This window comes from Microbulbifer zhoushanensis (genome assembly GCF_021729055.1).
GTDB classification, from domain to species: domain Bacteria; phylum Pseudomonadota; class Gammaproteobacteria; order Pseudomonadales; family Cellvibrionaceae; genus Microbulbifer; species Microbulbifer zhoushanensis.
In genome coordinates this window covers 315,241-339,155 of record NZ_JAJSAO010000006.1, presented here as the reverse complement: position 1 = coordinate 339,155, position 23,915 = coordinate 315,241, and the positions used below count along the sequence as shown (strand labels likewise).

The window sequence follows — 23,915 nt, the reverse complement described above, 5'->3', positions numbered from 1 at the left end:
CCCGGCCATGGCCGGGTTTTTTTATTTGTGCCCGACGCTGCAGCAACAACCAGGGAAGGGCGGATACAAGATCCGCCCCTACTGGTTGCTAACCCCGTGCCCTGGTGCAGGGGCGATCCTTGTGATCGCCCGGGCTGCCGGTTCCCTGTGCGTGGGATTGGGCGGATACAAGATCCGCCCCTACTGGTTCCTATATCCCGTGCCCTGATGTAGGGGCGATCCTTGTGATCGCCCGGGGCGCTGTCCTGTCGGTGGTTGCGGGACACGCCGGATCCTTCCTGTCCCGTATCTACAAAGTCTCCCTCACCAATTCTTGTACGATCGTACACACCAAAAATGAAAGTTCTTACCTGGCCCTGCGGGGAGGCCGGCTGGCAACTGCGAAATTTCCTGGGTACTTCAAGTTAAAGGTTCCCCCTTCGGCAGGAATAAACCCGGAATAATTGACTGTCTTACCTGCCATTAAGATACTTCAAGAATATTTTTTTGAATTTTTTATCATTTTTCTGTCGCGATTCATTAAAAAAATCCGCAGAATGCACCTAGGAATAAGATATTCCTCGACTTTAATTGGGCGTACATAAAGTATTTAGTCGTTCCCGATCTGCGAGTGGGGTTGTGATACGCAGGCGGGATGATCGCGCTGACTGTAATCCGGGGAGGCACCCCGGGGAAGGCGGCGCGGATTATCAGGGCGGAAGACCGTTCCAGGAAATAAAGATAAAACAGTCTGGGAGACTCACTCATGTTCCACAAGAAAAAACTCAGTAGCACACTGGAATCGCTGAAAGGCGCTTCCAACTTCGCGCGTGCCGCCGCTGTCACTGCGGGGGTTATGTTCTCAGCAACTGCGATGGCACAGCAGGTTGGCAGTATTGAGGGCCAGGTATTCCTCGATGAAGGTATTGAGGCCCAAGGGGTTACCGTCAAGGCCACTAGTAGCGTAATGCCGCGCGGCCGGACTGCAACCACTGACGAGGATGGTGAGTTTCGGCTACCCATGCTGATTCCCGGTATCTACCAGCTGACCTTCACTTCTGCAGACGGGACAACGCGCACTGTGCAAGCAGAGGTGTTGCTTGACCAGATGACGATGGTGGACATGAGCCTGACGCCCCAGGTAGAAGGGGACCTTGAACAGGTGGTGGTCACCGGTGAGGCAATTACTGTCGGTGGCAACTCCTCGCTGTCTGATGCCATTGGGGCGGATGTGATCAAGGGGTTGCCCGTCGGCCAGGACTTGAGAGACCTGATAAAGCTGGCCCCCGGTGTACAGTACACCCAGAACTCTGTTCGCGGTCCCAGCGCCGGCGGCAGTGGTCAGGACAATGTCTACAATTTTGATGGTGTGAACGTAACATTGCCGATGTTCGGCACCCTGTCGGCGGAGCCTTCCAGCCAGGATGTTGAGCAACTGTCTGTTGAGCGAGGCGGCGCGCGAGCGATAGGTTTCAACCGGTCTGGTGGTATTACCGTCAACACCAAAACCAAGTCCGGTACTAACGAGTACAAAGGTAGTGTGGAATACAAGTTCCAGACAGCCGATATGCGCGAAAAGACGGAAGAGGGCACCAAGGCCGAGACCGACTACAGCTGGATGACTGCAAATGTAGGTGGTCCCATTATCGAGGATCAGCTGTTTTTCTATGGTTCCTACTATGGCCCGCGCGAATCCCGGGACAATAAAGAAACAGCCTACGGACCGACCAAGGATTACTCCAGTGAGCGTGATGAGTATTACGGCAAGCTGACATGGGCACCGATTGAGGATGTGCTGCTCAACGCGGCATACCGTACTTCAGACCGGGTTAATGAAGGCGCTTCTATTTCCTTCGATGAGGCAGATTCGGTATCGGTAGGGGAGGAGTCCGGCCAGGACATTCTCTCTCTTGACGGCTCATGGATTATCAACGACGCGACCACGCTCAGCTTCCAGTACAGCGACTACGCGCTTGAAACTGCGGGTGTGCCGGATACCCGACTGGGTGTACAACCTGCGATTGGGCAGATGCTCGATGCTGCCAGTCTGGATCAATTGGGCTATTTCAATGTGCCCGATTTTCGCGATAACGATGATGCCTGGAATGCTGCCGTAGCACCCTATATTAACCAATACGGTTATGACGAAAACGGTACTCGTGTCGGCGGTGGCGGTGTCGGTGCTTACTATCAGTCCAATGTGCAAAACTTCTATCGTGAAAGCTTTGAAATCGCACTGGACCATAGCCTTGAGATTGGCTCCACTTCTCACGAGATCCATGTTGGCTACCAGTGGTCGGAAGGTCACGAGGAGCTGGCTCGCCTGTCTAATGGCTGGGGTTCTATTAGTGTCATAGATGGAGCAGAGGATGTTAATGCCCCGGATAATGCGCGTTTCCGTGCTTATACCGAGCAGATGAGCTTCATCGGTGAGGATGGTGGAAGAGTGCCACCCATCGACTCCTTCACAGAGACCCAGAACTTCGAAGTTAACGACTCGATTGCCTGGGGGGATTTCACCTTCGATGTGGGCTTCCTGATCAGCCAGGACACCCTGTATGGCCAGGGGCTGCGTGAGGCCAACACCATTTCGGGCTACGAGGCCGCACCGGGCAACAAATACGAAATGTACAAGGTCGACTGGAAAGATATGATCCAGCCGCGCCTCGGGGTTACCTGGGCCTACAACGGTGTCGATACGGTTTTCGCCAGTTTCGCCCAGTACAACCCGGCAGCCTCCTCCCTTGCCCGTGCCGCGTCATGGGATCGTAACAGCCGCGCCACAGTGGAGGTTTACTGGGATGAAAACGGCAATTACATCAGCTCCACACCTCGAGAAGGTTCATCTGGCAAGTTGTTTGCAGATGACCTGGATCCCCGCAGGGTTGACGAACTGACACTCGGCACAACCAAAGAGTTCGACAATGGCATCAGCCTGCGTTCGCATCTACGTTACCGTGAAGGCTCGCATTTCTGGGAAGATACGTGGAATGGCTCGCGTACTTATGGTTGCTACGGTCCCGAAGACAACCAGACCTGTGTGCCGGATGACATCGCTGCAAAAGGCCTCTACATCCCCGATCTCGATGAGAAACTCGAGCAGATCGGTAGCGGCTCGAGTTACGTGATCGCCGAACTGGATGATGCTTATACGAAGTACCTGGAGTTCAGTCTCGAAGCCTCCTGGATGGGGGAGCGCACTTACCTGAACGCCTCCTACACCCGCAGCCGTTATCGTGGCAACTTCGACCAGGACAACACCACCTGGACCAACGATGCCAATACCTTTATTGGCTCTTCGTATCTCGCGGATGGTGCTGGTCGCCAGGTCTGGGATAACAAGGACGGTACACTTCGTGGTGACAAGCCAAACCTGCTGAAGTTCTTTGGCCAGTACACCCTGGATTGGAAGGCCAATGTCGGTGCCTATTTTGTGTACCAGTCTGGCGAACCCTGGGAAGCCTGGGATGGCAGCGTCTATGGTTATTCTAGCGCCACTAACCGCTATGCCGAACCGGCAGGTAGCCGCCGTACTGATAGCCACTGGCAAATGGACCTGAACTACACCCAGAATTTCAATGTGTATGCAGATTACACGCTGAAGTTCCGTGCAGACCTGTTCAACGTGTTTAATCGCCAGACTGGTTACAATATCGATCCCGAGGTAGGCTACTTCGCCTTTGGCGAACCGCGTAGCTACTATGATCCGCGTCGTCTGCAGCTCTCAATCGGCATGGACTTTTAAGCGACGTTCGTCCTGCTTCTCTTAGCGGGAATGTACCTCTCCAATGCCCCGGCTCGCCGGGGCATTTTTATTTGCCCCAGAGCAATCCCCGTCCCAGTCCGTTAGAATCCCAATAAACAATAACGGGAGAGCGACCCCTTGGTAAGTTTCTGGCTGCTGGAAGTCCTGCTGGCGCTGGCTGCACTGCTGGTTGCCAGCCAGTACTGGTATATCGCGCGGGATCGTTGCCTGTCGCCGTCCCTGCTGGTGGTAGCGGGAATGTCGCTGCTGGCGATGGCTGCGCTGGTTGGCGCCTATCGCTACACCATTGATCCCGGTGTCAACGGACTGCACCGGATCCTGTCCGGTCTCTCCGGGCAGCTGACCTTCCTGCTTTCCGGACTGGCACTCATATGGGTCGCCCTGAAGCCCGATCTCGGCAATCGCAGCCGGCCTCCGGCCTACGTGGTGCTGACCGTGGCGACAGCGGTCGCGGTGTTACTGATGACCGACGCCGGCCCGGCAGGTCGGCTTCTCAGTATGCTGGGGCTGGGGGCCTGGTTTGCCACCGCAATAATCGGTCGCCTGCGAGGGGGGCTGTCGACACTACCCGCGTGCCTGTTGGCCTGTGGCCCGGTGCTGGTTGTGGTCGCCAGTCTGTTGGTGGGCACCAGCCATGTGGAGCTGCTGGGCATGCCACGGCTCAATTGGTTCCACCTGCTGCTGGCGCTGGCGGTACTGACGCTGCTCTGCGCACGGCCGCTATTCGAGCAAAGGAAGGGTGAGAATGGATGGTAACTCCCACTGGGAACTGCAGGGTGGCTGCCACTGTGGCGCTGTTCGTTTTGAAGCGCGTATACCCCGCCGGCCGGGGGAGGCGCTGGTCGCCCATGCCTGTAACTGCTCCATGTGTGAAATGGTGGGTTTCCAGCACCTGATCGTGCCCGCTTCGGCGTTCGACCTGCAGCAGGGAGAGGGCGACCTCACCTGTTACACATTTAATTCCGGTGTGGCCAAGCACTATTTCTGCCGTCACTGTGGGGTGAAGTCTTTCTACATCCCGCGCTCCAACCCCGACGGTTACAGCATCAACCTGCGCTGCCTGGATCAACTGCCCGAAGGGGTAAAGGTGGAGCCGTTTGATGGCCGGAACTGGGAGCGCAATGCCGGCGCGCTGGCTCATCTCAGCAAGGGCTGAAGTTGCATATCGATAAGACAAGCGGGACGGTTATCGAGTCCCGGAAGGATTGAGAGGAGATAAACCCGCTGTGAGTGAGCAGGTACAAACCGGAAACGTCACATATACCGACAGTGGCGTCCTCTATGGCAAGCCCGGGCTGGAGTTGGTGGTGGTGGAGACCAACCTCTGCCGGGCGGTAGTTGCCCTGCAGGGGGCGCAGTTACTCGAATTCCAGGCAAAGGGTCACGAGCCCCTGTTGTGGCTGAGTCCCGCGGCGGTATTTGAGCCGGGCAAGGCAGTGCGGGGCGGTATTCCCCTGTGCCTGCCATGGTTTGGCGTTCACCCGGATCCCGCCAGGCCCAAGCACGGACTGGCACGTACCAGGTCGTGGGAGCTGGATGCTGTCAGGGAGCTGCCGGGCGGTATCCGCGAGTTAGTGTTTACCTACTGTCACCCCGGTGATGAGGATTTCACGCCTTTTAATTGCCGTGTCACCCTGCAGCTTGGCAAAAAACTGCGATTGGCGCTGGACCTGGAAAATTCCGCCGATGAGCCAGCCAGGTTCAGCTGGGCCTGGCATACCTATTTCCCGGTGGATAACGTGCACGATATCCGGGTGCACGGCCTGGAGGATACCGGCTACCTGGACAATACCCGCGGGCTGCAACCGGCCCGGCAGGAAGGCGCGGTCCGCTTTCCCGGCGAAGTGGACCGGGTCTACGAACACGCAGGCGATACCCAGCGGATTGAGACACGTGCACCGATTCAGGCGCACAGTGGTGATTGTTGTTCCGTGATTACCTGGAACCCGGGCGCCGAGCTGGCAACCACGCTTGCAGATGTGGGCGAGCACTATGCCGGGTTCGTATGCGTAGAGCACGGCAATGCCTTTGCCGACAGTTGGCAACTGGGTCCGGGTGAGCGCCGCAACGCCTGGCTGGAACTGGAGCGCGAGTAAATGGTTACTGCGGCTGCAGGGAGTGGGCAACGGGAGCAGGCAGGCCTGCTGCATGCCCTGTTACTGGACGGGCGTGGCGGGGGCCGGGCGCTGTCCTGGCCTGATGTCGAGCAATGGACTCCGGAGCAGGGCTGCCTTTGGCTGCACCTGGATTACACCGACGATGGCGTTGCCTCATGGCTGCGGGGCCGGGACGACGTGCCCTCACTGGTGGCCGAGGCCCTGCTGACGGAGGAGACCCGGCCACGCACCACGTCGATCGATGACGGTCTGCTGGTTGCGTTGCGCGGGGTGAACCTCAACCCTGAATCGCAGCCGGAGGACATGGTCTCGATCCGGCTGTGGGTGGAAGAGCACCGGGTGATCAGCACCCGCAAGCGGCGCCTGCTGTCGGTAACCGAATTGCAGGAGCATATCCACAATGGGCGGGGGCCACGGGACAGTGCCAGCCTGTTGGTGGAGCTGGCGGACCTGCTGGTGTGGCGTATGGGCGCGACGGTGGAGTCTTTTGAGGATACCATCGACAGCCTCGAAGACCGGGTGCTCGATGGCAGCAGTGCGGCCCTGCGGGTGGACCTGGCCCGGCTGCGCAAGCAGACCATCACCCTGCGTCGTTATCTTGCGCCGCAGCGGGAAGCGCTCGCCAGGCTGGTCCAGGAGAAAGCCCCCTGGATGCAGGAAGGCAGTCGCCTGCAGTTGCGAGAAGTGAGTGACCGCCTGCTCCGTCATATCGAGGATATCGATGCCGTGCGCGAGCGCGCCGCGGTTACCCAGGAAGAGCTGATGAGCCGCATCTCCGAACAGCTCAACAGCCGCATGTATGTACTTTCCGTCGTCGCCGCCATCTTCCTGCCCCTGGGGTTCCTGACCGGTCTGCTGGGGGTGAATGTGGGAGGTATCCCCGGGGCGGAAAACCCGGGGGCCTTTTACCTGTTCAGCGGTTTGCTGGTTGTGGCGGTCATCGTCCAGCTTGTTATTTTTCGCTGGAAAAATTGGTTGTAGCTTCGGCCATGGGCCCTGGCGAAGGCCCTTCAGGAATGCGCTTATTGCACCCTGCCGGCCTTATCAGGAGGTCAGGGCGCGTTGAGCGAAAGCGTAATGCGTGGCTCGGTGGTTAACCAAACACGGTCACGGTCTGGCGGCTGAAAGCGACCGGTTTGCCCGCGGGGCTCCACAGGCGCGCCTGGGCGACAGCGTAACCGTCAGCGGCCTGCTCCACGTCGGCCAGGTACTGCCACCAGTCACCACAGGTGGCTTCCGGCAATGGTTCCATAAACTCCAGCGTCCAGGTCAGTGAGCTGGCGGGGGCCGGTTGCTTGAGCATCGGCAGGACTGCCGGCGGCCAGGCGTCGATCAGGGCAAGCAGGTGACCTATCTCTACCCGCCTGGTGGCGGCTTCTTCGCCGCGGAAGCGAGCCCAGCCCCCGAACCGGTTGCTCGCACTGCCGCTGAAGGGCATGTCGCCGGCGGAAATCCGGTAGTCAAATTTCTGCGTGAATTCCGGCACCAGGCCCCCGATATAGGGCAGCGGCTGGAGCTCCTCGGGGGCGACAAAGTGCGGGGCGGTGTCCGCGGGCACATGAATACTGGAATCGCGGCTGCTGCCGAAACTGGCAAAAGCCGCCAGTACCACCTGGCCGTCCTGTTCCATCCGCGCTTCCACCTGGCTCACCGAGCGCCCGGCGCGCAGTACGCTGCCCTGCAGTGAGACCGGGCCCGCGGCGACGGGGGCGACGAAGGAAAAGGTGATCGAGCGCAGGGTACTGTCCGGATCGACCTGTGCGGCCAGCTGCTCGTACAGCATGGCTGCCACCAGCCCGCCAAAGGTGGCGCGCCCCTGGGCCCAGCCCTCCGGGATTTCCACTGTGGCGCCGGCTGCGCGGCTGCGGGACATCAATACATCGAATTCCATCGGGTTTACATCCGCTTAACCAAAGGTGTGGCTGTCATCGGGAAAGGTGCCGGCCTTCACGTCCTCGGCGTACTTGTGCAGCGCGCCGGGAATATCCCCGGCTTCTACCAGGAAATTCTTTGAGAACTTCGGCGGCTTTTCCGTAAGGCCAAGGATATCGTTGATTACCAGCACCTGCGCATCGGTATCGCGGCCCGCGCCAATGCCGATGGTGGGCATGGAGACGGCTTCGGTAATGCGCCTGGCCAGCGTCGACGGCACGCACTCCAGTACCAGCAGGTCCGCGCCGGCCTCGTCCAGCAGCGCGGCATCACTGAGGATGGTACCGGCGGTGTCCTCGTCGCGGCCCTGTACCCGGAACCCTCCCAGCTTGTGTACCGACTGGGGTGTCAGGCCCAGGTGGGCGCAGACCGGGATGCCCCGATCCGTGAGCATACGGACGGTTTCCGCCAGCCAGGCGCCGCCCTCGATTTTCACCATATGTGCGCCGGCCTGCATGATGCGTGTGGCGTTGGCGAGGGCCTGCTCCGGGGTGGCGTAGGTCATGAAAGGCATGTCGCCCATGATCAGCGACTTTTTATTTCCCCGGGCCACCGCTTCCACGTGGTAGATCATATGGTCCATGGTGACCGGGATGGTGCTGTCGTAGCCCAGCACGGTCATTCCCAGGGAGTCGCCTACCAGTAGCACCTCCACTCCGGTCTTCTGGGCCATGGCTGCCATGGGGGCGTCGTATAGGGCCACCGTAATAAATTTCTCACCGTCGGCCTTCATTCGTTGGAGTGTTTGCACGGTAACTGGCTTGGTCAGCGCTGAGGGTCCGTAAGGCATGAGATCAGTTCCCCGGGTTGTAGTAGTGGCGGCCACTGGTGATGTTCAGCATGTATTCCACCAGCTGGCAGTAGTCATCCTGGCGGCTGACGATATCGATATCTTCACTGTTGACGATCAGCAGCGGGGCCTCGTCGTAGTAGTGGAAAAACTGGGTATAGGCCTCGTTGAGGGTGGCGAGGTATTCATTGCTGATAGAGCGCTCGGCGGCAATGCCGCGGGTGCGGATGCGTTCCTGCAGCACATTTAGCGGAGCCTGCAGGTAGATCACCAGGTCTGGCTTGGGGGCCTGCAGGGTCAGGTGCCGGTATACCTGCTGGTAGATCTCCAGCTCGTCGGCATCCAGTGTGACCTCGGCAAACAGCTGGTCTTTCTCGATCAGGAAATCGGAAACGCGTACCGGATTGAATATATCGTCCTGGCGCAGCGACTGGATCTGCTGCGAGCGCTGCAGCAGGAAGTGCAGCTGGGTCGGTAAAGCGGCACTTTTGGGATCCCGGTAGAAGCGTTCAAGGAACGGGTTTTCCTCCGGAAGTTCCAGCAGCGTATCGTAATTGAAAGTGGCGGCAAGCTTTTTCGCCAGGGTGGTTTTGCCCACGCCGATATTACCCTCCACCGCGATAAAGCGGGGCGGGGCGGCGGCGGAGATATCGGGTTCCATCGACGGCGGGATCTCGGTTTCAGTAGACACCGGCCTCTACTCCTTTTTCTGTTGTTCCATCCTCGCCCGCGCAACCGGATCCGGCCCGGGCGACTGCGTCAGAGCTTCTCCAGGCGATTCGACGGGCACTGCCGCAGCAGGGCCGCCAGGGACTCACCCGTAGGTAAAACCAGTGCAGGTGCCAGTTCTGCCAGTGGTAATAGCACGAAATTGCGTTCACCCATGCGTGGATGCGGGACCTGCAGTCGGGGCGTATCCAGCGTGTCCTGGCCGAACAGCAGGATATCCAGGTCAAGCGTGCGCGCCCCCCAGCGAACATCGCGTTCCCGCCCCTGGTCGGACTCGATCTGCTGCAGCCGGTCGAGTAATTCGTGCGGGGCCAGCGCTGTTTCCAGCTCCGCGACCGCATTGATGTAGTCGGGCTGGTCCCCCGGGCCGACCGGTGCGCTGCGATAAAAGCTGGAGCAGCGCAGCAGGCGGATGCCGGGAGTGCTGCCCATTGCGGCAAGCGCATCCTGCAGCTGTCGCTGCGGCTGCGAGAGGTTACTGCCCAGGCCGACGTAACATCGCTGCATGGTATTCAGTCCTGGCGTGGCGCGGAAGAGCGGGGCTTCCGGCGACGACCGCCGCGACTCCTGCGCCGGCCGTCACCGGAACGCGGCAATTTGCTGACCATTTGCTCGCGGCTATCCGCATCGGCCTGCTGGAAATCGGTCCACCACTGGCCAAGTCCCGGTGCTATCTCACCGCACTCCTCGCGCAACAGCAGGAAATCGTAGGCGGCGCGGAAACGCGGGTGCTCGCTGAGTCGCTGTGCCCGCGAGCCGTTGCGGCGGGGCAGGCGCGATTGCATCTCCCAGATCTCGCGCATGGGTAGGGAGAAGCGCTTGGGAATGGCCGTGTGCGCCAGCTGGGCGCCAATCACCTTCTGCGCCGCACCCGCCAGGGCCGGTACCGGCGGAGTTCCCTTGCCTGTCAGTCGCTGCTGCTCGCGGTTGACCGCAGGCCAGAGCAGGGCGGCATAGAGGAAAGCGGGGGTGACGCGCTTGTCGGCGCGGATTCGGTCGTCGGTGTTGCGCAAGGCAATCCGGGTCAGTTCCAGGGCTGTCGCGTCGCCGAGCAGGGCATCGTTTTCAGGGAACAGGTGTTGCCACAGGCCGTGCTCCCGCATCAGCTCAAAGGTACGCTCGCCGTGACCGCTCATCAGCAGCTTGAGTACTTCGTCGAACAGCCGTGCAGGCGCGATATTGCGCAGCAGGGGGGCCAGTTCCCGCAACGGGGCGGCCGTATCCGGTTCGATTTGGAAATCCAGCTTGGCGGCGAAGCGAACAGCTCGCAGCATCCGTACCGGATCTTCCTTATAGCGTGTCTCCGGGTCGCCGATCATCCGGATCAGGCGGTCCTCGATATCCTTCACACCACCGGTGTAGTCGTGGATTTCGAAACCATTGGTGGTGTAGTAGAGGGCATTGACCGTAAAGTCACGCCTTACGGCATCACTCTTCAGGTCACCGTAGACGTTGTCCCGCAGCAGCATGCCATGCTCGGACTGCTGTGCCTCGTGGTCCTCGCCCTCGCTGTGGTGCCCCCGGAAAGTGGTGACCTCGATAATTTCCCGTCCGATGCGGGCATGCAGGATGCGGAAGCGCCGGCCGACAATACGCGCGCCACGGAAGAGTTTCTTCGCCTCCTCCGGTGTCGCATCGGTGGCGACATCGAAGTCCTTGGGGTGACCGCCCAGCAGCAGGTCGCGTACGCCGCCCCCGACAATGTAGGCCTCGAAGCCCGCCTCCTGGAGGCGCTTCAGGACGGTCAGCGCCGCGCGGCTGATATCGCGCCGGGACAGGTTGTGGTCGCTGCGCGGGATAACACGCAGGGTGTTGTTACTGGCCGGCTTGCGCCAGCGCTTGATACTGCTGATCAGGGAATTGAGCATACGGCTGTCTGTCTTGACTGCTGCCAACGTGTGGCGATAGATCCCGTCTGGATTGACGCGCGAATTCTACCACAGCCATGGACGGCCCGGCGCTTGCTTGAACAGGGGGAAAGCTCAGGGGGGGGATAGGATGGTGGCGGTGCTGGCAGCAACCGCCCCCTTACAGACTCTCCATTCCAAAGAGAAAGGAGTAAAGGGAGTTATTGTTATGGCTATGAAGGCAGCGGCATCCTTGCGCTATCAATTTGCTGTCTAGCAAACACCCTCTCCCAGGTACAATCAGTCAGTTTGTAACGCGCTTGTGGTTATTTTTGTTCTGCTTTCTTTATTTTTATTCTTTATTGTTATTGTTTGTTGTTATTGTTGTTCAGGTTTTGGTCACTGTTTGCTTTTATTGTCGACCGCCCCTTTATTTTTATTGTGTTGCGCCCACTTATTGTCAGTTGTTCTTAGGGCTTAAACAGTCATTTATTTTTATTCTTGGCTGTTCTTCATTGTTGTACTAGTAAGAAAGCATTTAGCGTGCCAACTTTTTAAAGTCCTTTAAAATCAATGACTTATGGTTTTTTGGGTAAAATTTTGTGCCACAAAGCCCGGGCCCGGCGTTACGTAAGTCGCCGCAGTTGTTACGGACGGTGAGACCGGGGTAACACTTTGAGTGCTCCAGGTGGGAACTTTCTGGCCGTACGGTAATCATCCGGCCAGCCGCACCATGGATGAAAAGTCAGGAAGGTCAGGTTTCTGGCGCGGCTGCGAGGAGAAAGGGCCGCAGGAGCAGCCCGGAAAGGGGGGATCGGGAGGTGGTCAGGAGGCCTCTGCGGCTGCGCGGCGGCTCTTCTTGCGCGGGATCCCCAGCTTCTGTCGGCGTTCCCACAGGCACTTGCGGCTGACGCCCAGCTTCTTGGCCAGTTCCGTCTCGCTCATGGTGTCCTGGTGCTCGAGCACGAAGCGGGCAAAGTAGTCTTCCAGGGACAGGTCCTCGCGGGGATCGGAGTGCAGGCTGCGGGGGCGGCGCTCCGGATCGGCCTCTTCCACCGGTACCAGGTCCAGGTCGATATCCAGCGTCTTGTGATCGATTTCGGTGCTGTTGTCCTCGGTCAGGATTACGGCACGCTGGATCGCATTCTCCAGTTCCCGCACGTTACCCGGCCAGGTGTAGGTCGTTACCGCCTGTACCGCTTCCGGGGAGAGCTTCAGGATTGCTCGCCCCACCTTGGTGCAAAACTTCTGTAGCAGGTGCTCTGCGATGGCCAGTACGTCCTTGCCGCGCTCCCGCAGGGGCGCCAGGCTCATCTGTACCACATTGATGCGGTAGTAGAGGTCCTCGCGAAACTTGCGTTCGGTGGCAAGCTGGCGCAGGTTGCGGTGGGTTGCTGCCACCAGGCGTACATCCACTTTACGTGACTCGATGGCACCAATTGGCCGTACCTCTCCCTCCTGTAACACACGCAGCAGCCGTGCCTGGGCTTCCAGCGGCAGCTCACCAATCTCGTCCAGGAACAGGGTGCCGCCGTCAGCGGCGGCCACCAGGCCCTCGCGTGCGGTCTGGGCGCCGGTAAATGCGCCTTTCTCGTGACCGAACAGTTCCGCTTCGATCAGCGTGTCGGGGATCGCGGCACAGTTGACCGAGATCAGGGGTTTGTCAGCCCGGCGGCTTTCCTCGTGGATGGCGCGGGCAACCAACTCCTTGCCGGTACCGGTCTCGCCGTGGACCAGCACCGTGGCGTCAGTGGGCGCTACCTTGTGGATGCGGGCATAGAGCTCGCGCATCACCGGGCTGTTGCCGATCATGCCGGCAATAGTGCGGCTGGGGGCCTGCTGGTTGTTACTGGCGGCACGGCTCTGCTCCGCCTTGCCGATGACCCGGCGCACGGTGGCGATCATCTCATCGTGATCGAAGGGCTTGGCGATATAGTCTGCGGCCCCCATACGCATGGAGTCTACGGCCGAGCGCAGGCTGGCATAGCTGGTCATGATCAGTACCGGAACGTCGCCCGCAAGCTTGAGCAGGTCAGTGCCGGGGGCGCCGGGCAGGCGCAGGTCGGAGATGATCAGGTCAACTTCGCCGAGACGGTACTTGCTGGTCGCCTCGCGCACGGAGCCCGCTTCGCTCACCCGGTATTTGTGCCGCTCCAGCAACTTGCGCAGTGCGGTACGGATGATGGCTTCGTCTTCGACGATCAGGATGTGGCTCATGTGTTACGCCTGGTTACAAAACACTCAGAGGGGGCCTAGTTTTACCCGCAAAGCGTTTCGTTGCAACTCAGTTGGGACTTTTGTCACCAACTTTGCACGAATTTTGCCCAGATCCGCACCCCAGCGACATTTATCTTGCCAGGGGTAACTGGACTATGAACTTTGCTCCGCGGCCGGATTCCTGGTCGGCAGGGCTGACCAGTTCCAGTTGCCCCTCATGCTCCTCCACGATGCTGTAGACCATTGCCAGGCCCAGCCCCGTTCCCTCGCCGGGCTCCTTGGTGGTGAAAAAAGGCTCCAGGATGCGCTCGCGGTGGCGTGGGGAAATGCCCGGCCCCTCGTCGGTGACCGAAACGCAGGCGTAACCACCCTCGATGTAGCCGTGGATGTGCACATTGCCGCCATCGGGGCTTGCGTCGCGGGCATTGCTGAGCAGGTTGATAAAGACCTGGATCAGGCGCTGGTTGTCGCCCGGTGCCACCAGGTCCTCCGGAACCGTGTTGGTGAAGGTCACCTGGGTCTTGTCGCGCTGCAGGGAAAGTAATTGCACCGCTTCCTGAACGGTGGCGTAGAGATCTACCGGGGCGCGCTCGCTCTCCTGCTTGCCGCTGTGGGAGAAGTTGACCAGGGATTGGACGATGCGGCTGATACGCTGGGTCTGGCTGAGGATCTGGTCGGCAGTATCCCGCACCTCGTTGCTGTCCGACTCAAACTGCAGGTTCTGGGCCAGGCAGGCGATCCCGGTGACCGGGTTGCCCACCTCATGGGCGACCCCAGCGGCCAGGCGGCCGACCGAAGCCAGTCGCTCGCTGTGGATCAGCTCCTGCTCCAGCACCTGGGTTTCAGTGATGTCCTCCACCAGCAGCATCTGGGCATCACTGGGCTCCCGGCGCCCGCGGGGGCTGGCACTGCTCCTGAGGCGGGTCTTGTGCAGGTTCAGCCAGTGGCTGTGGCCGTCGATGTCCACTTGTTGCTTGAAGCGGCTGCCCTCGTCCGATGCAGCGAAGTCGCGCAGCAGGCTGTGCCAGGGCTCGGGCAGGTAATCCAGCTTGGCGCCCAGGACATCGCCGGCGGCGATGCCGGTGACGTCCTGCATGGCATAGTTCCATAGCAGGACCTCGCCGTCACTTCCCAGTGAGCAGGCGGCCAGGGGCAGCTCCTCCAGCATCTGCCTGTGGTACAGGCGCAGGTTGTTGAGTTCCGCGGCCAGGCCGGTGAGCTGGTTCTTGTAGCGGCCCAGGCGCGACTCGATCAGGTGAATATCCCGGTTGGCGGGCTGGTCGCTGTTCTTGAACGGGATGTGGCGATCGATGATCTGGCCCGCGAGCACACGCCCCAGCAGGCCCGACAGGTTGGCCTCGACCTTGTTGCGGAGCTGGCGCAGGGCGTAGGGGCGGCGTTCGTCTGCCGGTAACCGCAACTGTCGCAGGGCTTTTTTGACCTCGTGATTGGCGGTGGCGGCGCCCAGGCTCTCCGCCAGCCGCAGGCGGAAATCGGCGGCGGACTGCACGTCCAGCTCCAGCCGCAGGGCCTGGCTCAGGGTGTCGTCGCTGCAGAGGTCGGCGGCATACTGCTCCATGTTACTGGTCGGGGTGAGTAGTGAGAGCCCCACGAACAGCAGCACATTCACTGCCAGCGACAGGGTGGTGACCTGGGTCCAGATGGCCATGCCCAGAGGCAGCTGCAGGTCGGTACCCGGCAGGGTGAAGCCGTCGATCGCGAAGATGGATGGCAGCAGGAGCCCGCCTCCCCAAACCAGCATGCCCGCCAGCAAACCCGCGATAAACCCGCGGCGATTGCCTCGCGGCCAGTGAATGACAGCGAAGATCCCGGGCAGGAATTGTAGTGAGGCGATAAACGCCATCAGGGCCAGGTCGGAAAGGGAGAGCCGGTTGTTCAGCAACAGGTAGAACGCAAAGCCGGCCAGGAACAGTGCGCCTACGATCGCCCGGCGCAGCCATACCAGCTGGCGGTACATATTGTCTTCGGAGTGCCAGCGGGTCCCGGGCAGGAGCCAGTGGTTCATCACCATGGTGGACAGGGCCAGGGTGATCATGATCAGGGCACCGGTGGCAGCCGAGAGTCCGCCCACGAACGCGGCCACCGTCAGCAACGCCGAACCGCTCGCTCGAGGCACGGCAAGGGCGAAGTACTGCACTGGCTCGGTCACATCCAGCGCGAAGCCGGCCCACATGATGGGGAAGATCGGCAGTGCCATCAGCAGCAGGAACAGCGGGAATGCCCAGCTGGCGATGCGCAGGGTTTTCTCTGCGGAGCGCTCGGCGATGCTCAGGTAAAAGATATGGGGCATGGCCACCGCGGTGGCGATAAATACCAGCAGCAGGGTGTGGGAGGAACCCTGCTCGATTGGGCTGTACAGGAGCTGCTGCATGTCGCTGTTGTCCGCCAGCCACTGGTCGAGCCCGCCCATACCGCCGAACACGCCGAATACCGCATACAGGCCCACTGCCAGCAGCGCCACCAGCTTGACGCTGGATTCCACCGCCATCGCCGCCACCAGGCCAGTGCGCCGTTCGCGGTTGGCGCCATACAGGGCGGTAAAGACCGCCAGCAGCACACAGTAGAAGAAGGCGATCAGGTTCTTGGCGCTGATACCGGCCCCCGGCAGTGCCAGCGCGGCGACGCTGTCGCTGGAGAGCAGGGCCAGGGTCTCGGCCACCGCCTGGATCTGCAGGGCAATCAGCGGCAGCAGGCCCAGCAACATAAACAGCGTGGCCAGGGTGCCGGCACCGCGGCTGTGGTAGCGGAATACCAGCAGGTCCGCGGGCGAGGTGAGCTGGTAGCGCTGCGCCAGTCTTGACAGGGGTTCCAGCGCCACTGGCGCAAACAGGAACATGGCGCCGGTACCCAGGTAGTAGGCAAGAACCCCATAGCCGTGCTGCCAGGCCAGGTCCACTACACCGTAGAAGGTCCAGGCGCTGAGTGATACACCCAGTGAAAGGACATAAACCAGTGGCCGGCGCACCCATCGGGTCGGCATCCAGCCCTTGGAGGTGGCGAAGGCGACAAAAAACAGCATGGCGATATACGCCACGCCGATCAGTGCGATATGGACAATATCAAATGTCATTGGAGCCGCGCCTGAGCTGGATGAAGAGTGCCAGCAGGATCAGCACAAACCAGAGGATAAACGGGCGATACCAGGCCCCGGACGGATTGATCATCCAGGTAAACACGGTGGGGGAGAAGACATAGCCCACCAGTACCAGCAGGATTAGCAGTGTGCGATTACTCATGGTTGCGCCCGGGCAGCGGGATTCCGGTGGAAATTGGCGGGAAAATGTTAATGGCCGGTGCCCGTCTGTGCAATCTGCGCCGGTTCCCGGTTGCGCCGGTCCACCTGGTGTCGCTGCCAGCGGGCAGTGGCCCAGTGCAGGATAGCCTCTGGCGTCTCAGCCTCCAGGCCCGGGGGGACATGGAAACCGAGAAACCCGAGCGCCTGCACCAGGTTGGCGGATGGCCGCCGGTCGTCCAGTGCCGGTGCCTGGTTCTGCTTGCTGAGTTTCTGTCCGCCGGGGTTCATCACCAGGGGCAGGTGCCCGAATTGCGGTACTGCCGCACCAAAAAGCCGGAACAGTCGTTGTTGCGCACCACTGGTCTCCAGCAGGTCTGCGCCGCGTACGATATGCGTGATGCCCTGGTCGATATCGTCCGCCACCACCGCCAGCTGGTAGGCATAGAGACCGTCGCGGCGGCGCAGGATGGTGTCTTCGGCGATCGCCTGGTGCTGCGCGCCGTGCCAGATGTCGTCGAAGTGCTCCTCTCCGCCCGCGCACTTCAGGCGCACCGCGCTGGGTCCCTGTTCCTCGCGGGTGGCGCGGCAGCCGTCGTTGTCGTGGCCGCCGCGGCGGCGAATCTGGGCACGGGAGCAGTGGCAGGCATAAGTCAGTTCGCGCCCGGCCAGCTCTGCGAGCCGTTCGTCGTAGCGCTTATGGCGCTGGCTCTGCCGGCACAGGGGGCCGTGCCAGTGCAGGCCGTGGGCGTCGAGGGACTTCAGTATACGGTCGGCCGCGCCCGGTTCCTCGCGGGGCGGGTCCAGGTCCTCCATCCGCACCAGCCACTGGCCGCCATGGGCGATGGCATCCAGGTAGCTCCCCACGGCGGAAACCAGTGAGCCGAGATGCAACGGGCCTGTGGGCGAGGGCGCGAAACGACCGATATAGCGTGCCGAGGTCATCATGGGAAGGTGTGTGCAAAGCGGCGCTGGACACCGCTGCCCCGGGAGGGGAGCGGGGCGATCACCGGGATCGCCCGCAGGGGCTGGCAGAGCTCAGCCGGAGATCTGCCGTTCCTTGATTTCCGCCAGGGTCTTGCAGTCGACGCAGAGCGTGGCGGTGGGCCGGGCCTCCAGGCGACGGATGCCAATTTCCACGCCGCAGGCCTCGCAGAAGCCATAATCGTCCTGGTCGATCAGTTCGATGGTGGCGTCGATTTTCTTGATCAGCTTGCGCTCGCGGTCGCGGGTGCGCAGTTCCAGGCTGAACTCCTCTTCCTGGCTGGCCCGATCGGCCGGGTCCGGGAAGTTGGCTGCCTCGTCTTTCATGTGGGAAACGGTGCGGTCCACTTCCGCCATCAGCTCGGCTTTCCAGGCCAGCAGCAAGTTGCGGAAGTGCTCCTGCTGCTTCTCGTTCATGTACTCTTCGCCCTTCTTCTCCTTGTAGGGCTCAAAGCCGTGCAGAGATTCGGTGCTCGCAGCAGTTTTGGGCATAGTCGTTGCCTCTCTTTCTATACGGGCCCCCTGATATGAGGGCTGTACCACCAAATTCAATATGTCCGGTCCCGCGCCTGCAATTCGCGTGAGGCTGGACACTAGCCTAGACCGGATTTTACCGGGTTGATGCATTTTTAACCTTGTTGGCGGTTTGGTAACCGTCTGGGAAGATGCATCGGACCGATAAGCGGCAGGCTGCTCCTGTCCCGGCGCCATACCCCGGGCGACCGAGAGCGAGGAAACTATCAAATCTCTGCAGTTCGCGCCACAAAATGTTGTCTGGTATTTTGTGGCGCAAGATTTGTCCGCAAAGGTCTTACTGTGAAGTTTAATCCTCCATTGCAACGGGGCACGCTGCTGCGTCGCTATAAGCGCTTTCTCGCCGATATCCAAACGGAAACCGGCGACATTTTCACCATTCACTGCCCCAACACCGGTTCGATGAAGAACTGCTGGGTAGAGAACAGCCCCTGCTGGTACTCGGATTCCGGTAATCCCAAGCGCAAGTACCGGCACACCCTGGAGATCACCACCACTCCGGAGCAGGCGCTGGCGGGGGTGAATACGGGCCGCTCCAATGCCCTGGTGGAGGAGGCAATTGCCAACGGCATTGTTACCGAGCTGCAGGGGTACGAGCGGGTGCGGCGGGAAGTGCGTTATGGCGCCGAAAACAGCCGCATCGACCTGCTGTTGTCCGGCGACAGGGGCGACTGCTATGTCGAGGTAAAAAACGTCACCCTGGCCGAGGGCAGCCGGGGACTGTTCCCGGATGCAGTCAGTGCGCGGGGCACCAAGCACCTGCGGGAACTGCAGAAGCTGGCCGAAGAAGGTGTGCGCGCGGTGCTCTTCTACTGTGTGCAGCACTCGGGCATCCAGACGGTGGCGCCGGCTCGGGAAATCGACCCGGCTTATGCCGCTGCGCTGGACACGGCGGTTGCCGCGGGCGTTGAGGTTATCGCGTATCGCGCGCACCTGGGCGCCGGGGAAATTGCACTGGCGGATTCCGTGCCCTTCAGCGTCTAGGGCAGGTCAGTAAGGGGCCCGTTTGCCCCGGGGCTGCGACGACACCTTGGCCCTGGCAGCCGCCACCGCGCTGTCATTCCGCCAGGATAACGTACAGTCCCTCTGGGCTGTGCTCGATCGGCACCGGGGTCAGGGCGTCGCCGGCACAGGGGCCGGCAATGCACTCGCCGGACTCGATCATGAACAGGGCGCCGTGGGAGGCGCACTGGATCAGTGCCCCATCCGGGTCCAGGAACTGGTCGGGTTGCCAGTCCAGGTTGATGCCCTGGTGCGGGCAGCTGTTCTTGTAGGCGTAGATCTCGCCGTCTTTCATCACCGCAAAGACATTGTCCGTGCCTGCGGCCGTGTCCCCCAGGGAAAAGCCTTTCGACTGCCCCTCACTCAACTCGTCGTAACGACAAAGAAAGTATTTCTGCACGCTAACCCTTTTAGTGTTTTCTGCGTTTTATCGGCCGCGCCAGTTTACTCCGGTGCGGCCAGTGTGATGTAAGCCTGCTGTTCCCGGCCGTCGCGCAGGAACTCCAGCCTTACCTGGTCGCCCGCACGGTGTTTTTCCAGGGCATTCAGCAGGTCATCATAATTACGCACGGGATCGTCATCCACGGCGATGATCACGTCCCCCAACTGCCAGCCACCGCGTTCGGTGCGGAACACGCCGCGCAGCCCGGCCTCCTCCGCGGGCATGCCGGGAGCAATGCGCAGCACTGCCACGCCGTCGAAGCCAAAGCGGCTGGCCCACTGGTCCGGCGCGGACTCGATACCCAGTACTGGCCGCACCAGGCGGCCGTGGGCAATCAGTTCCGGTACGATTTTTTTCACGGTGTCCACGGGGATGGCAAAGCCGATGCCTACGCTGGCGCCGCTGGGGCTGTAGATGGCGGTGTTCACCCCGATCAACTGGCCGCGGGAATTCAGCAGCGGACCACCGGAATTGCCGGGATTGATGGCCGCGTCGGTCTGGATCACATTGCGAATGGTGCGGTTATTGGCAGCCTGTATCTCGCGACCCAGGGCGCTCACCACACCGGTGGTCAGGGTGGTGTCCAGCCCGAAGGGATTGCCGATGGCGAGCACCTTGCGGCCGACCGAGAGGGTGTTGGAGGTTCCCGGCACCAGGGGTGCCAGCAGCTCCGGTGGCGCATTGATCCTGAGCACCGCCAAGTCCTTCTCCGGTGCGGATCCCACCAGCTCCGCCGGCCACTCGCTGCGGTCCTGCAGGGTGATGGTTACCTTGCGCGCGCCCTCGATCACATGGAAATTTGTGACGATATGTCCCTGGCGGTCCCAGATAAAGCCGCTGCCGGCGCCCTTGGGCACCGTGTGCATGCGCAGGCTCCAGCGATCCCGCACCAGCGTCTCGTTGGTGACATACACCACGGATGGGCTGGCAAAATTGAACACCTGCATGGTGTTCTTCTCGTCGTCGGTGGAGAAGTCGGGCAGCAGGGATCCCGCACTGGCGAGGCAGGGGAACGCCAGGAGGGTGATGGCGAAAATCAGTGAAACCAGTTTTTTCATGGTCCGGGTATGTTGTTCTAACTGGGACAGCAGCCGGCCGCGCTGGCGCGGACCGGCCATACCTGGGGGCGGGGCCGTCCCCGGTTATCGATTCTGCAGGGCCAGGATACGATCCTCAAGCGGCGGATGGCTGGCCATCAGCGCCCCCATATTGCCGTAGATGCCAAAGGCTTTCATGTTGCTGGGCAGCGGTTGCTCGCGGCCGGCCTCGGATTCAGACTTGATGCGCATCAGGGCCGCGGCCATCGACTCGCGGGTGGTGAGGTCGGCGCCCGCTGCATCGGCGCGGTACTCCCGTCGACGGCTGAACCAGGCCACCACCATCATGGCCAGGAAGCCGAACAGGATATCCATGATGATGGAAGTCACGAAGTAACCGATCCCCAGGCCCTGCTCGTTCTTCAGGATCACCCGGTCCACGAAAAAGCCCACCAGGCGCGCAAAGAACATGACGAAGGTGTTTACCACGCCCTGGACCAGTGCCAGGGTCACCATGTCGCCGTTGGCGACGTGACCGATCTCGTGGCCGATGACCGCCCGCGCCTCGTCGCGGTTAAAGCGCTGCAGCAGGCCGGCACTCACCGCTACCAGCGCGCTGTTGCGGTTCCAGCCGGTGGCAAAGGCGTTGGCCTGTTGCATGGGGAAGATGCCCACATCGGGCATCCCGATGCCGGCTTTTTCGGACAGGTCCCGCACGGTATCCACCAGCCATTGCTCGTCGGCTGTCTGCGGCTGGGTGATCACCTGGGTGCGAGTGCTCATCCGGGCGATGGTCTTGGAAAGCAGCAGCGACACCAGGGCGCCACCGAAACCGAATACGGCGCACAAAGTCAGCAGCCCGGTGAGGTTCAGGTCCACGCCGTTGGCGGCGAGAATCCCCTGGAAACCGAACAGGTTAAAAATGATCCCGGCCAGCACCAGCACGGCCAGGTTAGTCAGTAAAAACAAACCAATGCGCAACATCGGCTCACTCTCCAGTAGTAATCCTTGGGAGAAGTGTAGATTGGGGCGCTGCGGGGAGATTACAAGATTCGCCCCGCCGCGGGAGTGGCATGCCGGATTGGTTCCCGCGCCCGGGTCAGTCCTGGCCCTGCGCGGACATGGCGCGATCCGCCTCATCGGCCAGGCGTCGTTTCAGGTCGGGGTCCAGCTCGTTCCAGTGAACATCCAGCAGTGCCCCCTGCAATGCGTAGAGGAGTACACGGGAAGCGTTGATACCGCGGGCCCGGATGCAGGTAAAGGCCTCCACCGGACCGATCCGGCGCAGGTCATCACAAGTGCGAATCCCGATGGAATGGAGAATATTGACTGACGCGAGTCCGAGGTTTTTGAGTTTGAGGAGCTCTGATTGACTCGGGTGCATGGTGATCTTCCCTGGTAGATACGCCACTTTAATCGGCGGTGCCAGATTCTGGCGCCGGCAATGCACGGATCGGCTCATTCCTTGAACCGGGCTATGCAAAATAACATAAGTGGATAAGCAGTCAAAAGCTGATTAGCAAAAGAAGTAAGCAACTTTTTTGGAGTTACATGCCAGTTTTGAACCGGCGACTTGTCGCCTGGACCTCAGCTGACTTTTGATACCGTCCAATATCGGAAATGTAGTAAATTTAGCTGGAATTTACTGGGATTCAGGCCTTAAACCGGGGTACATGTGATGTTAGATGCCGCGATTGAGCGGATGTTGTTTGGGCTCTCGGATGAACATGTCATTCTTGAACCGATTTCCGGGCAGCTTTTGCACCCGGAGGCCCTGGTGGCCTTTGAGCGCCTGCGCCAGGATGCACGTGCGGCCGGGTTTGAACCCCGTGTGGTATCAGGATTCCGCGACTTCGAGCGCCAACGCACGATCTGGAACGGCAAGGCCGGTGGCCAGCGCCCGCTGCTGGACAGCGGGGGGGAGCCCCTGGATGCGGCGGCACTTTCACCCCGGGACCGGGTTTACGCCATCCTGCGCTGGTCGGCTCTGCCCGGCGCCTCGCGACACCACTGGGGTACGGACTTTGATGTTATTGACGCCGCTGCGGTGCCGGAGGACTATCGCCCGCAGCTCACCCCCCGGGAAGTGGAGGATTGCGGCGTATTCGGTCCATTCCATTGCTGGCTGGACCAGCGCATTGCCGCCGGGGAAAGCCATGGCCTGTTCCGGCCCTATGCAGAGGATCGGGGCGGTATCGCGCCGGAACGCTGGCACCTGAGTTATGCGCCCCGTTCCCGCGAGCTGGACGACCTGCTGACAGCGGATGGCCTGCGGCGGTTGTGGGAGCACAATGAGCTGGAACTGTGCGACACTGTCTGCGCAAATCTCGACGATATCTACCGGCGGTTTATCCGTGTGCCGCCGGAATGCTACCCGGATACCGGGTGAGTACCGGTTGTGAGAATGCCAGCTAAGAGAATGACATGAGCCAGACGGGAGCCAGGCGGTAGCCAATGGGAGAGGGAAGCGCAATCGAGGGAAGCAATCATGGCGGCGGCAATGGGCGCGACGTCTGGGGCATGATGCGCGTCGAGGCGCAGGAACTGGCCGCGGGTGAGCCGGTGCTCGCCAGTTATTTCCACAATACCATCCTGCGGCACAAATCCCTGGACGATGCGCTGTCTTACCAGCTCGCCTCGGTACTCGACCACAGCGCGCTGACGGCCACGGCGCTGCAGGAAGTGATTGCCGCCGCATTGCAGAACGACGCGGAAATTTCCCGGGCCATGCAGGCGGATATCTGTGCCTGGTATGACCGCGACCCCGCCTGTGAGCACTACCTCACGCCTTTCCTTTATTTCAAGGGGTTCCATGCCCTGCAGTCGCACCGGGTTTCGCACTGGCTCTGGGAGCAGGGGCGCCGCACGCTGGCGCTGTATTTCCAGAGCCGGGTATCGGAACAGTTCGCAGTGGATATACACCCTGCGGCCCGTTTCGGCCGCGGCATCATGATTGATCACGCCACCGGGCTGGTAGTGGGTGAGACGTCGGTGGTGGGCGACGACGTTTCCATCCTGCACTCGGTGACCCTGGGCGGCAGTGGCAGCGGTGGGGGTGATCGTCACCCGAAGATCGGCCGTGGCGTAATGATCGGTGCCGGTGCCAAGGTGTTGGGCCCGGTGCATGTGGGGGAGGGGGTAAAGATTGCCGCCGGCAGCCTGGTGCTGGCCGATGTGCCGGCCCATTACACGGTGGCGGGTGTGCCGGCGCGCCAGGTGGGCGGCAGGACGGCGGCGGCTCCGGCCTATACCATGGACCAGACCCTGGATTCTGACGACTGAGCGA

The 23,915-nt window shown here is 61.1% G+C and carries 22 protein-coding genes; 8 read left to right on the top strand and 14 right to left on the bottom strand.

Translation table 11 applies throughout. The annotated features are described in order from the left end of the window. The first annotated feature begins 745 nt into the window (after nt 1-745). From LVD10_RS14505 to zntB, 5 genes are all read left to right on the top strand, one after another. On the top strand, nt 746-3,724 hold the full coding sequence (locus LVD10_RS14505; protein WP_233006118.1) for a TonB-dependent receptor: 2,979 nt from the start codon (nt 746-748) through the stop codon (nt 3,722-3,724). 138 nt (nt 3,725-3,862) lie between these two features. Beyond that, on the top strand, nt 3,863-4,501 hold the full coding sequence (locus tag LVD10_RS14500) for a hypothetical protein (protein ID WP_237064092.1): 639 nt from the start codon (nt 3,863-3,865) through the stop codon (nt 4,499-4,501). Further along, entirely contained in the window at nt 4,491-4,901 is a 411-nt protein-coding gene (locus tag LVD10_RS14495) for a GFA family protein (protein ID WP_233006116.1), read from the top strand. The genes LVD10_RS14500 and LVD10_RS14495 overlap by 11 nt, the downstream gene beginning before the upstream one ends. A gap of 70 nt (nt 4,902-4,971) precedes the next feature. Continuing rightward, nucleotides 4,972-5,841: a D-hexose-6-phosphate mutarotase gene (locus LVD10_RS14490; RefSeq protein ID WP_237064091.1), complete on the top strand. Its 870-nt coding sequence runs from the start codon at nt 4,972-4,974 to the stop codon at nt 5,839-5,841. Then, the gene (gene zntB / locus LVD10_RS14485) at nt 5,842-6,843 is read left to right on the top strand and encodes a zinc transporter ZntB (RefSeq protein ID WP_233006113.1); all 1,002 of its coding nucleotides are present in this window, start codon (nt 5,842-5,844) and stop codon (nt 6,841-6,843) included. Nucleotides 6,844-6,955: 112 nt separating this feature from the next. Here zntB and LVD10_RS14480 read toward each other — a convergent pair whose 3' ends face one another. The 10 genes from LVD10_RS14480 to dksA form a co-directional block, all read right to left on the bottom strand. After that, entirely contained in the window at nt 6,956-7,753 is a 798-nt protein-coding gene (locus tag LVD10_RS14480; protein ID WP_237064090.1) for an acyl-CoA thioesterase, read from the bottom strand. A gap of 15 nt (nt 7,754-7,768) precedes the next feature. After that, nucleotides 7,769-8,584 carry a 3-methyl-2-oxobutanoate hydroxymethyltransferase gene (gene panB / locus LVD10_RS14475; protein WP_233006111.1) on the bottom strand — a complete coding sequence of 272 codons (816 nt, stop codon included), beginning with the start codon at nt 8,582-8,584 and terminating at the stop codon, nt 7,769-7,771. A gap of 4 nt (nt 8,585-8,588) precedes the next feature. Continuing rightward, complete coding sequence (locus tag LVD10_RS14470; protein WP_233006685.1) at nt 8,589-9,245, bottom strand: deoxynucleoside kinase; 657 nt, start codon at nt 9,243-9,245, stop codon at nt 8,589-8,591. Between the two features lie 98 nt (nt 9,246-9,343). Continuing rightward, entirely contained in the window at nt 9,344-9,820 is a 477-nt protein-coding gene (gene folK, locus LVD10_RS14465) for a 2-amino-4-hydroxy-6-hydroxymethyldihydropteridine diphosphokinase (protein WP_233006110.1), read from the bottom strand. 5 nt (nt 9,821-9,825) lie between these two features. Then, nucleotides 9,826-11,181, bottom strand: coding sequence for a polynucleotide adenylyltransferase PcnB (pcnB, locus tag LVD10_RS14460; protein WP_233006108.1), 1,356 nt, complete (start codon nt 11,179-11,181; stop codon nt 9,826-9,828). Nucleotides 11,182-11,985: 804 nt separating this feature from the next. Next, nucleotides 11,986-13,377, bottom strand: coding sequence for a sigma-54-dependent transcriptional regulator (locus LVD10_RS14455; protein ID WP_237064089.1), 1,392 nt, complete (start codon nt 13,375-13,377; stop codon nt 11,986-11,988). 130 nt (nt 13,378-13,507) lie between these two features. Then, on the bottom strand, nt 13,508-16,468 hold the full coding sequence (locus tag LVD10_RS14450; protein WP_233006106.1) for an ATP-binding protein: 2,961 nt from the start codon (nt 16,466-16,468) through the stop codon (nt 13,508-13,510). Beyond that, complete coding sequence (locus tag LVD10_RS14445) at nt 16,458-16,634, bottom strand: hypothetical protein (protein ID WP_233006105.1); 177 nt, start codon at nt 16,632-16,634, stop codon at nt 16,458-16,460. Before LVD10_RS14445 ends, LVD10_RS14450 begins: the two co-directional genes overlap by 11 nt. Nucleotides 16,635-16,681: 47 nt before the next feature. Further along, nucleotides 16,682-17,578: a tRNA glutamyl-Q(34) synthetase GluQRS gene (gluQRS, locus tag LVD10_RS14440; RefSeq protein WP_237064088.1), complete on the bottom strand. Its 897-nt coding sequence runs from the start codon at nt 17,576-17,578 to the stop codon at nt 16,682-16,684. A 90-nt stretch (nt 17,579-17,668) separates the two neighbouring features. After that, on the bottom strand, nt 17,669-18,106 hold the full coding sequence (gene dksA / locus LVD10_RS14435; protein WP_233006102.1) for an RNA polymerase-binding protein DksA: 438 nt from the start codon (nt 18,104-18,106) through the stop codon (nt 17,669-17,671). A 324-nt stretch (nt 18,107-18,430) separates the two neighbouring features. Between dksA and sfsA the strand changes: the two genes are divergently transcribed. Beyond that, nucleotides 18,431-19,132: a DNA/RNA nuclease SfsA gene (sfsA, locus tag LVD10_RS14430; protein ID WP_237064087.1), complete on the top strand. Its 702-nt coding sequence runs from the start codon at nt 18,431-18,433 to the stop codon at nt 19,130-19,132. 73 nt (nt 19,133-19,205) lie between these two features. Here sfsA and LVD10_RS14425 read toward each other — a convergent pair whose 3' ends face one another. The 4 genes from LVD10_RS14425 to LVD10_RS14410 form a co-directional block, all read right to left on the bottom strand. Continuing rightward, on the bottom strand, nt 19,206-19,550 hold the full coding sequence (locus LVD10_RS14425) for a Rieske (2Fe-2S) protein (protein WP_233006099.1): 345 nt from the start codon (nt 19,548-19,550) through the stop codon (nt 19,206-19,208). A 44-nt stretch (nt 19,551-19,594) separates the two neighbouring features. Beyond that, nucleotides 19,595-20,650, bottom strand: a complete 1,056-nt coding sequence (locus LVD10_RS14420; protein ID WP_233006098.1) for a S1C family serine protease — start codon at nt 20,648-20,650, stop codon at nt 19,595-19,597. A gap of 84 nt (nt 20,651-20,734) precedes the next feature. After that, a complete protein-coding gene (htpX, locus tag LVD10_RS14415) occupies nt 20,735-21,613 on the bottom strand; it encodes a protease HtpX (protein WP_233006097.1) in 879 nt (292 codons plus the stop codon). A gap of 115 nt (nt 21,614-21,728) precedes the next feature. Continuing rightward, a complete protein-coding gene (locus LVD10_RS14410; protein WP_233006096.1) occupies nt 21,729-22,013 on the bottom strand; it encodes a TfoX/Sxy family protein in 285 nt (94 codons plus the stop codon). A 294-nt stretch (nt 22,014-22,307) separates the two neighbouring features. Between LVD10_RS14410 and LVD10_RS14405 the strand changes: the two genes are divergently transcribed. Beyond that, nucleotides 22,308-23,018, top strand: a complete 711-nt coding sequence (locus LVD10_RS14405) for a M15 family metallopeptidase (protein WP_233006684.1) — start codon at nt 22,308-22,310, stop codon at nt 23,016-23,018. 65 nt (nt 23,019-23,083) lie between these two features. After that, nucleotides 23,084-23,911, top strand: coding sequence for a serine O-acetyltransferase (gene cysE, locus LVD10_RS14400; RefSeq protein ID WP_370636794.1), 828 nt, complete (start codon nt 23,084-23,086; stop codon nt 23,909-23,911). Nucleotides 23,912-23,915: the final 4 nt, after the last annotated feature.

Bases quoted from the DNA above. Each gene is read 5' to 3' on its own strand.
- LVD10_RS14505 (WP_233006118.1), top strand. From the start codon at position 746: ATGTTCCACAAGAAAAAACTCAGTAGCACACTGGAATCGCTGAAAGGC.
- LVD10_RS14495 (WP_233006116.1), top strand. From the start codon at position 4,491: ATGGATGGTAACTCCCACTGGGAACTGCAGGGTGGCTGCCACTGTGGC.
- zntB (WP_233006113.1), top strand. From the start codon at position 5,842: ATGGTTACTGCGGCTGCAGGGAGTGGGCAACGGGAGCAGGCAGGCCTG.
- LVD10_RS14480 (WP_237064090.1), bottom strand. From the start codon at position 7,753: ATGGAATTCGATGTATTGATGTCCCGCAGCCGCGCAGCCGGCGCCACA.
- panB (WP_233006111.1), bottom strand. From the start codon at position 8,584: ATGCCTTACGGACCCTCAGCGCTGACCAAGCCAGTTACCGTGCAAACA.
- LVD10_RS14470 (WP_233006685.1), bottom strand. From the start codon at position 9,245: ATGGAACCCGATATCTCCGCCGCCGCCCCGCCCCGCTTTATCGCGGTG.
- folK (WP_233006110.1), bottom strand. From the start codon at position 9,820: ATGCAGCGATGTTACGTCGGCCTGGGCAGTAACCTCTCGCAGCCGCAG.
- pcnB (WP_233006108.1), bottom strand. From the start codon at position 11,181: ATGCTCAATTCCCTGATCAGCAGTATCAAGCGCTGGCGCAAGCCGGCC.
- LVD10_RS14455 (WP_237064089.1), bottom strand. From the start codon at position 13,377: ATGAGCCACATCCTGATCGTCGAAGACGAAGCCATCATCCGTACCGCA.
- LVD10_RS14450 (WP_233006106.1), bottom strand. From the start codon at position 16,468: ATGACATTTGATATTGTCCATATCGCACTGATCGGCGTGGCGTATATC.
- LVD10_RS14445 (WP_233006105.1), bottom strand. From the start codon at position 16,634: ATGAGTAATCGCACACTGCTAATCCTGCTGGTACTGGTGGGCTATGTC.
- gluQRS (WP_237064088.1), bottom strand. From the start codon at position 17,578: ATGATGACCTCGGCACGCTATATCGGTCGTTTCGCGCCCTCGCCCACA.
- dksA (WP_233006102.1), bottom strand. From the start codon at position 18,106: ATGCCCAAAACTGCTGCGAGCACCGAATCTCTGCACGGCTTTGAGCCC.
- LVD10_RS14420 (WP_233006098.1), bottom strand. From the start codon at position 20,650: ATGAAAAAACTGGTTTCACTGATTTTCGCCATCACCCTCCTGGCGTTC.
- htpX (WP_233006097.1), bottom strand. From the start codon at position 21,613: ATGTTGCGCATTGGTTTGTTTTTACTGACTAACCTGGCCGTGCTGGTG.
- LVD10_RS14410 (WP_233006096.1), bottom strand. From the start codon at position 22,013: ATGCACCCGAGTCAATCAGAGCTCCTCAAACTCAAAAACCTCGGACTC.
- LVD10_RS14405 (WP_233006684.1), top strand. From the start codon at position 22,308: ATGTTAGATGCCGCGATTGAGCGGATGTTGTTTGGGCTCTCGGATGAA.
- cysE (WP_370636794.1), top strand. From the start codon at position 23,084: ATGGGAGAGGGAAGCGCAATCGAGGGAAGCAATCATGGCGGCGGCAAT.